The 13,653-nt window shown below is 47.4% G+C and carries 10 protein-coding genes and 1 other RNA gene; 3 read left to right on the forward strand and 8 right to left on the reverse strand.

Features of this window, described 5'->3' with window-relative positions; translation table 11 throughout:
* The 6 genes from K2P83_RS07995 to K2P83_RS08020 form a co-directional block, all read right to left on the reverse strand.
* Positions 1-345, reverse strand: a 345-nt coding sequence (locus K2P83_RS07995; protein WP_292928028.1) for a S4 domain-containing protein, incomplete at its 3' end; no start/stop codon positions are given.
* 215 nt (positions 346-560) lie between these two features.
* Entirely contained in the window at positions 561-6,068 is a 5,508-nt protein-coding gene (locus K2P83_RS08000) for a calcium-binding protein (protein WP_292928030.1), read from the reverse strand.
* A gap of 140 nt (positions 6,069-6,208) precedes the next feature.
* On the reverse strand, positions 6,209-6,532 hold the full coding sequence (locus K2P83_RS08005; protein ID WP_292928101.1) for a YbaB/EbfC family nucleoid-associated protein: 324 nt from the start codon (positions 6,530-6,532) through the stop codon (positions 6,209-6,211).
* Positions 6,522-8,150 carry a DNA polymerase III subunit gamma/tau gene (gene dnaX / locus K2P83_RS08010; protein ID WP_292928032.1) on the reverse strand — a complete coding sequence of 543 codons (1,629 nt, stop codon included), beginning with the start codon at positions 8,148-8,150 and terminating at the stop codon, positions 6,522-6,524. Before dnaX ends, K2P83_RS08005 begins: the two co-directional genes overlap by 11 nt.
* Positions 8,151-8,242: 92 nt before the next feature.
* An RNA gene (gene ffs, locus K2P83_RS08015) (signal recognition particle sRNA small type) lies at positions 8,243-8,341 on the reverse strand.
* A 443-nt stretch (positions 8,342-8,784) separates the two neighbouring features.
* Positions 8,785-9,171, reverse strand: a complete 387-nt coding sequence (locus tag K2P83_RS08020) for a hypothetical protein (RefSeq protein WP_292928034.1) — start codon at positions 9,169-9,171, stop codon at positions 8,785-8,787.
* A gap of 459 nt (positions 9,172-9,630) precedes the next feature.
* Here K2P83_RS08020 and K2P83_RS08025 point away from each other — a divergent pair, with 459 nt between their 5' ends.
* Genes K2P83_RS08025 through K2P83_RS08035 form a run of 3 tightly spaced genes read left to right on the forward strand, consistent with a single transcriptional unit; the run spans position 9,631 to position 10,590 of the window.
* Positions 9,631-10,023: a nucleotidyltransferase domain-containing protein gene (locus K2P83_RS08025; protein WP_292928036.1), complete on the forward strand. Its 393-nt coding sequence runs from the start codon at positions 9,631-9,633 to the stop codon at positions 10,021-10,023.
* Entirely contained in the window at positions 10,016-10,441 is a 426-nt protein-coding gene (locus K2P83_RS08030) for a DUF86 domain-containing protein (protein WP_292928038.1), read from the forward strand. The genes K2P83_RS08025 and K2P83_RS08030 overlap by 8 nt, the downstream gene beginning before the upstream one ends.
* A gap of 2 nt (positions 10,442-10,443) precedes the next feature.
* On the forward strand, positions 10,444-10,590 hold the full coding sequence (locus tag K2P83_RS08035) for a hypothetical protein (protein WP_292928040.1): 147 nt from the start codon (positions 10,444-10,446) through the stop codon (positions 10,588-10,590).
* A gap of 179 nt (positions 10,591-10,769) precedes the next feature.
* Here K2P83_RS08035 and K2P83_RS08040 read toward each other — a convergent pair whose 3' ends face one another.
* On the reverse strand, positions 10,770-11,297 hold the full coding sequence (locus K2P83_RS08040; protein WP_292928042.1) for a hypothetical protein: 528 nt from the start codon (positions 11,295-11,297) through the stop codon (positions 10,770-10,772).
* Positions 11,298-11,320: 23 nt separating this feature from the next.
* Entirely contained in the window at positions 11,321-13,648 is a 2,328-nt protein-coding gene (locus K2P83_RS08045; protein WP_292928044.1) for a nitric oxide reductase activation protein NorD, read from the reverse strand.
* Positions 13,649-13,653 lie beyond the last annotated feature (5 nt).

Below are 13,653 nucleotides of genomic sequence, written 5' to 3' on the forward strand. Positions count from 1 at the left end.
CCGGCTGACAATTTCGCCTTCCGGTTTATGATACAGCAGGACCTTGGGCAAACTTTCTTCCAGATTGAGACGGATCACACGCTTGCCGATGCGTACGAGATCATGCGCGCCGACCCGGTCGCCTACCACAGCAGTTTTGCCGTTGATACTGACTGCGCCGGAAGCAATTAACACTTCCATTTCCCGCCGTGAACCCAATCCCTTTTGTGCCAGAAGTTTCTGTAATTTGAAAGTGGGTGTTGCCGGTGCGCTGGGAAGCGCTGGTGTTTGTTCTGCTTCATCAGTTTGTATTTGTATAACGGGTACTTTTTTCTTTATTGGCCTGATGGGCCTGTTTACTTTCATGAATGCTTAAATCCGGGAAGTGTGCTGACGAAAAAAACTACTTGATGAAACGTGAGTGGAAGGATTTTAAACCATTTAGCGTTTAATTATGAATTTATCAATCGCTACTTTGTAAATTCTGTCACAGAGATAGATAACATCTGGTGCGTCAAAGTGAATACTCGCTTGGCAAGCGCGAGTAATTTTATGATCAGAGATTGAATTTATTATGCTTACTAAAATATCAGATTGCCTGCTACCAGACCGGTACCATCATTATGGGTCACGATACCGAGAACCTGGACATCCGAAGCAACAATCGTATCATCGCCGCCGGATCCAGCGGTATACAGTACGATCGCTGATTGTGTGGTAGAAAAGTTCATGACGAATAGACATTCTTCACCCGTTGCGATTCCGGTGAAGTCGATTTCTTCTCCTAACTCAGAAATTAACCCGGCTAGCCCGGAAGTAGTATATGCAGCTAACGCAATCTCAATTTCGGCATCGGACAGCACGATTGCTTCCTGATCAGTACCGCCAACAATGGCTTGATTTCCCAAATCAGCACCATCACTCGTTGCATAATCCAAGATCCCATCGCTGTCATCATTCAGTAGTGTTTTTAAAGTTCCAGTGATCTGAAACAGGTCATCGGTAGCGTCGTTAGCATTGGCATCAAATTGGGTTATTGCGTCAGCGCCGCTATTCGCGCCGGCCGCCGCACCATCTGAAGCGGAACTGTAAATCACTGTCTGCCGGGTATTATCGTTTGCACTGCTACCCAAAGTAATTGTATCCGCGCCGGTATTGCCTGTGATGCTGTCATTGCCGGCGCCACTGGTGATACTGTCATTGCCGGCGCCGCCGATGACCGTATCGTCGCCAGTGGCTCCAGCAAGTGTATCGTTACCGGCACCTCCGGTGATGCTGTCATTGCCAGTGCCGCCATTAATTGTGAAGGTACCATCCGTTTCTGCGCTGCCAATGAATGTCAGCACGCCGGAATTGGCGGCATTCGTGAGTGTCAACGTTGAACTGGATGCAACCAGAATATCTTTCGTAGTGATAGTGACCGCGGTATTTGTATTGGCAAGTGTGATGGTTTCAATATTTCTGATGTTGTCGAAGTCATTGGACGTAGTAAATGCTGTATTTCCGGTTAAGGCGACTGTATCTGTACCCGAGCTTCCATCTACAACATCTGAGCTGGTTAAACCGGTGGCAGCGGCAAATGTGAAGGTTTCGTTACCTGTGCCGCCGGTAATCGTGTCGTTACCTTGGCCCGCTGTGATGGCATTGTTTCCCGCGCCACCGTCAATGATGTCATTACCTGCTCCCCCTGTAATAACGTCTGCTGCCCCACCGCCGGTAATATTGAAAGTGCCATTTGTTTCTGCGCTCCCATTAAACGTTAAGATGCCCGTGGTCAGTGTCGTTGCTTGAATTGTTAAGGTGGCCCCGGCTGCGACCAAAATATCTTGGGTGGTAATCGCGACATTTGTCGTGGTATGCGTGAACGAGATGACCTCGATATTGCTGACATTGTCAAAATTGGTCGCAGTAACCGCTGTAGTGCCGGTCAGGGAAATTGTGTCGATCCCAGTTCCGCCATCCACTGTGTCTGCCGTAGTTAAGCCCGTGCTTGCCGCAAATGTCAGTGTGTCATCACCGCCACCACCGGCGATGACGTCTGTACCGGTGCCGCAAGTAATACTGTCATCGTTATTGCCGCCGGTAATTGTGTCATTAGCAGCTGCGCTACTGGTAAGATTAAAATCGCCATCTGTTTCTGCGGCGCCGTTAAAAGTTAGTCCGCCGGTAGTCGCAGTGGATAACGTCAGCGTGGCACCCGCAGCAACCAAGCTATCCTTAGTTGTAATCGAGACAGCCGTGGTCGTGTTTGCTAATGTAATGACTTCAATATTAGAGACATTATCGAAATCGGTGGCTGCGGTAAAAGCGGTATTCCCAGTCAGAGCAATCGTATCCGATCCTGCGCCACCCTCCACAGTATCTCCACTGGTTAAGCCAGAAACAGCAGCAAAAGTAAATGTGTCATTACCAGTACCCCCGGTCAGTGTGTCATTCCCCAAGCCAGCGGTAATACTGTCATTACCGATTCCACCGGTAATGGTGTCATTTCCAGAGCCACCGGTAATAGTATCGTTACTTGTCCCCCCGGTGATATTGAACGCACCGTTGGTTTCTGCGGCGCCATTAAATGTCAGTATTCCCGCATTTGCCGCATTGGATAATGTCAGCGTGGCAGCTGCCGCTACCAGCGCATCCACTGTAGTAATGGCAATCGCCGTGTTGGTCATGCTGGGTAGTGTAATGACTTCGATGTTACTCACATTATTGAACTGAGTCGCAGTAACCGCTGTGGTGCCGGTCAATGTCACCGTATCCGTCCCGGTGCCGCCGTTGACTGTATCGGTAGTCAATCCTGTTCCTGCGACAAAGGTAAACGTATCATCGCCAGCCCCGCCCGTAATGCTATCGATACCTGTGCCGCCCGTGATATTGAATTTACCATTTGTTTCTGTACTGCCAATAAATGTCAGCACACCTGAATTGGCCGCATTCGATAGCGTCAAAGTAGCGCCTGCTGCTACCAAAGTATCTTGCGTAGTAATTGCAACCGTCGTATTTGTATTGGCGATTGTAATGACTTCGATATTGCTAACATTGTTAAAGTTAGTTGCAGCAATCGCTGTGTTACTAGTTAGTGCGACCGTATCCGTGCCAGCACCGCCGTTTACCGTGTCGGCACTGGTCAAACCAGTGCCGGCAACAAAAGTAAACGTATCTTCACCAGCGCCTGTGGTGATGCTGCTTGTGCTCGTGCCCGTGGTTATATTGAATTTCCCCGTGGTATTGGCATTCGCCCCAGTCAATGTTGTTCCGGTAAATCCAGTGATCGTCACAGTATCGCCATCCGCTACGCCTGAAATTGCTAGATTGGATGCGCCGGCAGCGATGGCGATTCCATCGTCAACCGTATTATCCGCCACGGTAACGCCGATTGTGCCACTGGTCGGGTTTGAAACAGTCATATCTCCAACCAGGTTCGTGACATTGATTGTGCCAGCCGCAGCACCGCTCGAGGTAATGGTTAGGCCAATGTTATTGGTTAAAGCGGCCGCGTTGATATTTACGGTATCGGATGCCGCGCCAGCGGCCACATTCACTGATGTCGCAGCGGTTCCTGTTGTAATACTGATTCCGTTATCCGCTGCATTGGCTGTGGTTACTGCCAGCGTTCCGCTCAGATTGGAGGCAACCATATCGCCGACCAAGCCAGTGACTATCAGCGCCGAAGCGCTTGCTGCTGCTATGGTGAGTTCTGTATTCTGCGCCAGCGCCGTCGCATTTATTGTGACGGTGTCCGTGGCATTATTCGCAGTCAGATTCAGCGCGGCTGAACCGGTTGTCAGTGTGCGGGCGTTGGTCGTGTCATCACCCAATTCATAGGTTTCAATATTGGATAAGGCCGTCACTGCACCATCACCGCTAATGGTGATTTTTTCCCCGCTAACTCCGGTGCCCGCCGCCGTGACAGTGCCTGTGAAATTCTGATTTTGTGATGCTGATAAGGTGACCAATGCCCCCGACGTCAATGTCAGCACTTCTACATTGGTTATGGTGCCGCCGCTAACATTTGCACCGGTATTCAAGCTGAGAACATCGTCCACTGTATTATCACCCGTGACGGTGCCAGTATAGGTCAGTGTACCTAGGCTAAAAGTGATCGCATCGGTTGTCGAGCTGGCGGTAACATTCGTGCTCGCACTAGCAACGGTTATAGTGCGCGCGTTCGTTGAGTCATCGCCCACAGTGTAATTTTCCACATCTGTTAATGTTGTGATGGCACCATCACTGATAATCGTGATTTTCTCACCATTTGCGCCCGTGCCAGCCGCCGTGATTGTGCCGGTAAAAAGTTGATTCTGTGAGGCTGACATGGTTACGTCATTGGTTCCGGTAACACCTGTCGCATCAAAGGCCAAATTAGGAAAATTGATTACAATCGCCGAGGTAATATTGGAGCCATCTTGTACGCTCAATGTGTTGGTGCCTGAACTTCCATCCAGGATAACCGTGGTCATTACTAGAGGCGTCCAGGTTGCCGCAGTGGAAATCGACAAGATGTCATTTGCCGAAGTGCCTGAAAACGCAGTCGCGCTGGTTGCTAAATAGGACTGGACAGTGGTTGGAGTCGAAGTGCCTCCGGCACCACCACCAGTTGATGGTGCCGGAGGCAGTGGCAATGGATCAGGCAATCCGTCACCGGTTACATCACCCACCGTGGTGCCAGCTATCGTGATTGCGTCGTTTAAAGTTGATCCTGTTGTGCTACTGACTGTACTCTCGATATTTCCTGTGGCAGAACCGGATTTCATCGTTGATTCAATGTGTTCGGATACAATCTGAACAGCGGCAATGCTGGACAGTATTTTTGATTTGTCAGAACTGCTTGTAGAAGCATTAACAACTGCTTCGTTTAAATTAGCAATGGCCTGTGAAGCATCGGCTGCCAAAGCGCCAATTTTGAATAACATGGAATTATTAGCGCCTGATAATTCGGTAGTTTCCTGAATGATCTGTGCGATGGTATTGTCGGCAGTCAAATCAATTAAACCGGTATTACTTACATTACTCGCTAGTGATGCAGCGAGTGCTTCATAGGTTAAATCAATAGCTGCAGCTTCATTCGTTAGAACGCCTGCGCCACGCAGTAATGCCCCGGTCTGACTGATGAGAATACTTACCTTAACAGCTGCAGTATGAATGGCTAAAGCAATATTTGATTCAGTTCTGCCAGTATCTGTTCGGCTGGTTTCAAAAATGGGATCAAAGTGAAGCAAATCGACACCGGGATGTAAACCCAGCGATGCCAGCACCTTTACGGTGGCATCTGTCACGGTCATGCCATTAATTTGCGTTAACTTGTCAATGAGTGTGGTTAGCGGAGTAATGACTGTCGAACCTGGAGGGGCCATCATGCTTCCGGTGAATGCTACTCCAGTGGAAATGTCGATTCCGCCGGATACAATTAGTTGACCAAAACCATTCACCCCAGGTAAAACAAAATTGCCCAATGTATCCGACGTGGTACTGGATTCATTGCTGTTGTGAATCCCATCACCATTTAGATCTGAGAATATAATCGCATCCTTGATATAACCATCGATTATTTTTCCACTCACACCCGATTCTAAAACCGCTTTCACTGAGGAAACGCTATCGGTATCTGCAGTAACATCTGCAGTGATATGCTGTAAAACAGTCAGACTCGTGGCTGATCCGCCCTGATCAATTGAATAGTAAGCAGCTACTTCGACTTTGTTATTAAATTGCTGAGCTGCGACACCCCAATGCGTATTGTCGGTATCGATCGATGCCAGTGCTGTGGCCGCCCAGTGAATGATTTCCCCACGGCTTTCCCCAACATCCAGCATTTTCTCTATTTCTACGGCGGCCCATGTCTTATCTTCCTGGCTTACTAGGGCCCCGACTGTATTTTCTACAAACTGATGGGCAAACGCACTATTGGAAAGCGTGTCAGAATAGAGTGACTGTTTGAAAACATCTGTTTGCGCAAGATTATTGGCCAGTTCTTTAACAGAACTGCCAGTATTGTTAATAAAAGCAACGAATTCATTTAAATAGCGTGCGCCTGGCGCCGCACGGAACATCGCTTCAACTGTTTGAACCACTTCCAGTTGTTTGTCATCCATGGTATTCCTCAAATTTACTTAGGCAGCATCGATGATGCCACGTAATTAATTGATTCTACCGAATGGATAGGTAAATGAATTACCAGAATAAGGTAAATAAATTACCGTATATCGTTATTATATATAAGTAATAATTCACTTTAGAAAGGTAATTTGATACCTGGCGGCAAGCCCAATCCGCTGCTCAGTTCCGCCATTTTTTCCTGGGTGGTGGATTCCACACGGCGTACAGCATCATTAAAAGCTGCGGCGACAAGGTCTTCCAGCATTTCTTTGTCATCGCCGACAAGACTGTCGTCAATGCTGATTCTTTTGACATCATGACGGCAAGTCATGACGACCTTGACCATGCCCGCCCCAGATTGACCTTCCACCTCGATGGTGGCGAGATTTTCCTGCATTTGCCGCATGTTTTCCTGCACCATTTGTGCTTGTTTCATCATGTTTCCCAGATTACCTTTCATCATTACTATCTCCTTTATTTGGAATGGATTTAATAGAAGGAACGATTAGTTTTGCATCAAATTGCTCGATCAATTCTTGCACAATCGGGTCTTTTTCAATTGCTGCAATGGCTTGTTCCTGTTTTTCTTCTTCTTCACGTTGTTGCAGTGCCACGGGTGTCAATCCTGTCAGACTGCCAACGGAAAAATTAAGCACGACAGGTTTGCCAAAATAACTATTTAATTCTGTCCGGATTTTATCCTGATATTTCTTTTCCAGCAGGTGCTTATGCACATCCGGCACATATAGCTCTATTTTTTCCGTTGAAAGAACTCTGGCTTCGCTATGCTGTGCCAGCATTTTAGCCATCCCAGTTAATTTTAATTGCTGAGTCAATTTTGGCCAATCCAGACCGGATAAATCTACACGGATATTGTCAGGTAAGGGCTGCGCAATCTGCTCAGGCTCCGCTCGCTGCGTAGTATCCGCTTTATTGGTTGGCTTGGTATCCATTGATACAACATGCCGCAGTTGATTATTTGCTGAAAGATCATCCGGCATGAAAGTCAACAAGCGCATCAGCGTCATGGTAAAACCGGCATATTCATCCGGTGCCAAACCTAGATCACTGCGTCCATGCAATGTAATCTGATAAAACAACTGAATGTCATCGGGCGAAAACGTTTTTGCCAATGTAAAGATACGTGCATATTCCGGTGTATCTTCACTGATAGCTTGTGGAACGGTTTGTGCCAGTGCGAGGCGGTGCAGTAAAGCTGCCAAATCCTGCAAGACTGAATCAAAAGAAAGGCATTGTGCTTCCATTTCATCGGCCAATGACAATAATTTTAAACCCTTCTTCTGTACCAGCGCTTCCAGCAGATCAAAAAGATAGCCTTGATCAATGCTACCCAGCATATCCCGCACACCGGCTTCCGCAACACTTCCTTCACCGAAGGCAATGGCTTGATCCAGTAGACTTAAAGCATCGCGCATACTGCCTTGAGCCGCACGGGAAATTAATTGCAGCGATGGGATGTCACATTGGATTTTTTCTTGCGCCAAAATTCTTTTAAGGTACTCGGCAATTTGTGTTTGCGGAATTTGCTTCAGATTGAATTGCAAACAACGGGACAAAACAGTGATCGGTATTTTTTGCGGATCGGTTGTTGCCAATACAAATTTAACGTGGGCGGGCGGTTCTTCCAATGTTTTCAACATAGCGTTGAAAGCTGATTTGGAAAGCATATGAACTTCATCAATGATATAAATCTTGTAGCGCGCGCTGGTAGGGGCATACAGCGTATTTTCCAGTAATTCACGCATATTATCGACCTGCGTGTTGGAGGCTGCATCCAACTCAATAAGATCAATAAAACTGCCAGAATCAATTTGCAGGCATGCCGGACAAGTACCGCACGGAGTTGCGGTTATGCCCGCTTCACAGTTGAGCGATTTGGCTAGAATACGGGCGATGGTTGTTTTGCCAACGCCGCGCGTGCCGGTCAGCAAATAAGCATGGTGCAGTCTGTTTTGCTCAAGCGCGTTGCTCAGAGCCTTGACCACATGCTCTTGTCCGGTTAATTCCGAGAAACTTCTTGGGCGCCATTTACGCGCAAGGACTTGTGTTTGAGACACGTTTTTTGATTGAATTGGAAAAGCGAATTTAACCGATTAATCCAATAAATAGTCCGAAAATATAGAAAAATCGATTCCAACGATATGTGTTGGGTGGCGAGCCAGACCCCCGGCACTCGCAATAAACAGCTGTGGCTGCTTCCTTCCGGACCTGACCAGATTCACCATCTTGCAATGCGGGGAGGCCCGCCATAAAACTTATCAAAGTGGCGGGAGTATACCAGTAGATGATTGATTACTTCAATTCGATTACTGAATAATGTGTGTTAGGAAAGTTGCGCGAGAAGATGGAAATCTCTGCGCATAAATGATCCTGGCCATATTTTGAAATTAATTTATTATGCAAAATAGTTATTTACACCAAGTAATCAAAGAATCTATCTCAAAATGGCTTCTCTTGGCTGCGCTACCATTCTTGGATTTCTTTCTAGAGTGAAGGGGTATTTGTGCCAATTTATTCCTTTACATAAGAAATTGGTTACAACACTGGTGGATGGTCTATCAACGCAGTGATAAAAAGAAAACTATCAACACAGAATAGTGTGGATTTTTTGACTAGAACAATCACCGGCATCAACCGGTGATTGTGTTTGTGGAATTTTTGTGCAGAAAATATGAATTCTTTTCTGTCAAATCACAGTTGATGATTTGAGTTAATGGCTGCTTTATTGACGCGTTGATTAGACTCTGCTGCCATTCTTTTGTGGAGATCCGCATTACTCAGGTTTTCTTGCAAAGCCTTTTCGTATTCGCGAATATTGGCAGTCGTGTGTGACAGAAGATCCTGGCCTTGACGTCCGTAATAATAAGGATGTGCCTCATAGTCCGCGAGTATTGCCCGGTTCTCTTGTAGCTTTGTTTTGGCGTCATTAGCCAGATTTTCGTACTGTCTTGCTACCGCATCATGGTCGCCACTAACGGCATCGGTTGGGGAAGCGCTAGCTGAACTGATTTGTGCAAAGAAGATCAGTGAAATAAACGCAAGCAGTGGTAGTTGTGATGAGAGTTTTAGTGCTTTCATGGTAAGTATCCTCCAGATAATTATTTAACCAACGATGCCATCTTAACTTCACTAACGCACTGTGTATATTGGGGAAACCCTTGTTTTTTACTAAAGGAAACCATTAAATAGAGATTACTCTGACTGGTTTGGCTGGTACAATCAAGCAGAGCGTGCTCATCAAAGTATTGCTAGGAGGCTGTCCGAGAATAGAGGGTCTACTGCAGAAAAGCTATTTTGGTCATATTTTCCGATTATTCTCGTTAAATAGAATAACTATTCGCCTCAAATAAACGAAAAATCTGTCTAAAAATAGCTTTCCCTCGCTACGATCACTATTCTCGGACAGCCTCCTAGGCGCACCGATGCGATCAAACGCTCAAAATCAATTTATTTCTTTAGATTTCCTTAACACATGAATTTATTTTTGGATCTTGATTTACCATCAGATTGGCTTGTTGGAGCGAGCTGCTTCGCATCGTGAACCAGGCTGCCATTATCCAAACGCTGCAAGCCAGTCTGCCCAATCTGCTGGCCATCTATGCTTTCGGCAGCCGCATTCAAGGCACAGCACAAATGGATAGCGATCTCGATCTGGCGGTGCTGGTCGCGGGTTATGCCGAGCCTCTGGTATTGTGGACGCTAGCCGGTGATCTGGCAGATGTGGCTGGCTGCCCGGTCGATTTGCTCGATCTGCGTGCAGCTTCTACCGTGATGCAATACCAAGTCATCACCACCGGTCAGCGCTGGTGGACGTCGGATGTGCAAGCGGCGTTGTTCGAGGCCGCCATCTTGAGTGAGAAAACAGAATTGGATACCGCCCGTGCCGGGTTGCTATCCGACATTCAAAAAAGGGGAAAGGTGTATGGCTGATGATGTGCTGATCAACAAGGCTGCCACCATCGAGCGCTGTGTGAAGCGGGCGAGGGAGGAATATGTAAAATCCGGCTCTTTTCCCATGGATTTCACCCGGCAAGATGCAGCAATTCTGAACATTCAACGTGCTTGCGAAGCAGCGCTGGACATGGGGCAACACCTAATCCGGCGTGAAAAACTGGGGGTGCCGCAAAGTGCGCGTGATGTATTTGAGCTGCTGGCGCAGGGCGGTTGGATCGATGCCGAACTTGCCGATAAGCTCAAACGTATGGTGGGTTTTCGCAACATTGCCGTGCACGACTATCAGGCGCTGCAACTACCTATTTTGATCAGTATTATCGAAACGCATCTGGATGAATTTTTAGAGTATAGCCAAGCGTTGTTATTGGGTGACGCTTCTCAGACAAAAGAGTAAGCATGAAACACGCCGACGAAAAGGCGTTCTGGCTAGCAAAAATTATGAAGATTATGAAATGGAATGATGGGACTGATGCGCCTTCTGGCATCGGCGCATCCTATCGAGCTTGGCTCCGGCTGCGATCAATGGAAGCCTGTCGAAGATAGGTCGCCCATCCACCTAAATTAGGAAATACTCGCCCAGCGGGTAGGGTGGATAAGTGAAACGCCATCCACCAAAATAATTTGCGATAATCGCATGAATGCTGGTGGATGACGCTGTGCTTATCCACTCTACTTGCATAACGGAAATGTTGGAATTCCTGGCGTCACTCAAGTCTATCGTGCTAGATATTAATAATTTCATCCTCGGTAATGCCATACTCTTGAGCAATAGAGTTCCGGATTGTTTCTACAATACTAACAACAGTATTTGGGTAAGTATTATTAGATGGATTATTAATCCAATTAAGAAAAGTATCTGCATGTTCACCAATTAGTTCTTCAAGGAAGTTCATTATTTCTGAAGGTTTTAATGGTTTTTTTGATTCTTTATCTAATATGTGACCAGAAACTTTATTTCTGAAATTCTCAACACCTTTTTTGCGAATTTTTTTGTTTAATTCTTTTAAATCTGCGTGATGACTTTCCGGTAATAATTGATGGTATCGATCCCAGAATTCTAGTAATTTGAAAAGTGACAGTGCAAGATGCGAAAAACACATTCTTTCCACTGCACTTAACTGTATTTCACTAAGCTTTTTTAATTTATAGCGTTCCCGATAGTCAATAAATACGATTGTTCCGGCAACAAAGTCTGCGATTAGGTAATTTAAAATAATCACAGCTTCGATGGCAGAATTACGATTTCTCATTATTCTGTTTTGCTTAGTCAAGTCTATCGCGTCAACCCCGCATACAACACCGGCAGTTTCTCCGGCAGCCGTTCCACATGATCCACCACCAAATAGTTACGCTCGCCAAAAATACGCGACACATATTGATCCGCGCGCGGATCGAGGCTCATGCAGTAGGTGAGAATGCTTGAGCGGCCGGCTTCTTCCACGGCTTTTTTGGTGTCGTGGCGCAGGTATTGCGGGTCGCGCACGTCGACGTCGGCGGGTTCGCCGTCGGTGATGACGAGCAGCAGTTTTTTCGCGGATTTTTGTAGTTTCAGGTAATGCGTGGCGTGGCGCATCGCGGCACCCATGCGGGTAGACAACTGGCCTGTCATGCCGGCGAGCCGGGCTTTGGGGATTTCGTTATAGGGTTGGTCGAAATCCTTGTAGCGGTAGTATTCCACGTCATGGCGCCCATCCGAGCAGAAGCCGTGAATCGCGAAAGGGTCGCCGATTTTGTTGATGGCGTTGGCGAGCAGTACCGTCGCCTGGCGGGTCAGATCCAGCACGGAGTAGTCATGGCCAGAAACTTTTTCGTTGGTCGATTCGGATAAGTCGAGCAACACCAGCACCGAAATATCGCGCACTTTGCGCACCGAGCGCATCATGATGCGCGGATCAGGCTGCATGCCCATGCGGATGTCGATCATCGAACGGATCGCGGCGTTGATATCGATTTCGTCGCCATCTTCCAATTTGCGGATGCGGCGCGTGCCTTGCGGTTGCATGGCATCGAGCAAGAATTTCATGCGCGCGATTTCACGTTTATATTGTTGCGCGATGTCGTCGATGCATTGTATGTCGCCAAGTTTCGGGCGTTTTTCTTGTACAGTTGCCCAATCCGGGCGCTCCAATTGAATCTGGTAATCCCATTCGGAATAGTGATAGGGCGCCGACACCGGTTCTTTGCCTTCTAGATCATTGTAGGAAACGCCGGTATCTTCATAAGGGAAAAATTCGGTACCCATAACCCAGATTTCCTGCGCATCATCTCCGGCGGTTTCCACTTCGACTTCGTTGGCGAATTCCATCACATTGACATATTTGCGAATTTGTTTGGGTGCTTCATAACCAGCCGACAGCGATTTATTTAAATCAAATTCCTCAAATTCCCAGAAATAACGATTGTCGTCGCGATACGGTGCGGTGAGTTGATCCGATAGCATGGCGTACGGAATGTTTTTTTCTCTAAAACTATGCGTCAGCTGAACGCCAATGTCCCATGAGATTTGATAGGTATCCAGTTTGTTCTGTGCGGCTGCAAAAAGCTGACGGCCTTCGGCAATCCAACGATCGTTGTCCTGATAATCCGGATCGAGTAAAGCGCGTGCCAAGCGATTGAGATAGTCGCCCATGGTGACAGCCCTATCCGGCGTGGCGGTATGCAAGGCTGCCCAGGTTTTACGCAATCCCGGAAAGCGGCGAATGGCAAGTGCTTCGACGCGTGCATCTTCGATCACGGAGATGACCGCCATTTGCATCGGGCTCAATCCTTCCGCAGAGATCGGTTGTTTGGTTTCCACCAGATGCGCGGCAGCGTGCGCGGCGGCGGCACGATAAACCTCGGTGGCGGTTACACCCGCATGGCTGTCATAGGCATCAGGCAGGTAAATGAAGTAATTTTCGATATAGGGTTTGTAACCTTCACGCGTTTCAAAGTCACCGGAGGTGGGTTTCATGAAAAAATCACGTGCCCAAAGTGCACGCAGATACATATTGATGCGGCGCTGCACATCCACAAACAGGGTGCCCTTGCGTTCTTTTTGCAGTACCGCGAGTGATTCCTTGGATTCCAATCCAAAATATTTTATTTGCTCTTCATAATTCGTGCGATGCGCATGCGCGCCCCACATCGCCCAGCGGCGCAAACCGCCCAGAGTCAGTTGACCAAACAGAATATCCAATTTGTTGAGCATCGGACGCATACCACGCGGCGCTTGTGCAATCAAAGTATTCAGGAATTGCAGATAATTCTGGAATAGCTGCGCATCACCGAGGCGTTTTGCCGCAGTGGGGGAGGTGGCCAATACTAGCTCAATCACTGCACCGGAAGTTCTGGAGGCGAGTGAGAGTGCAGTAGTCGCCAGATCGCTGATAATATCTTCACCAATTTCTTTGGCTACCAATGGGACTTCATCGATCCAACAATCCACCAGACTGCGTCCGCGCCCTAATCCGCGGATTGCCGAAGCACCTTTCAGATAATTATCCAACCCACGCGACGAAAAAGTTTTGACGGCTTCTGGCCATGCATGTCTGAGTAATTCAACCGATTCTGGCTCTAAATCTTCCAGTAATTCTTTGTAGTCATCCAGATTAATACTCATGGGAG

It is taken from the genome of Nitrosomonas sp., assembly GCF_019752415.1.
Taxonomy (GTDB): Bacteria; Pseudomonadota; Gammaproteobacteria; order Burkholderiales; family Nitrosomonadaceae; genus Nitrosomonas.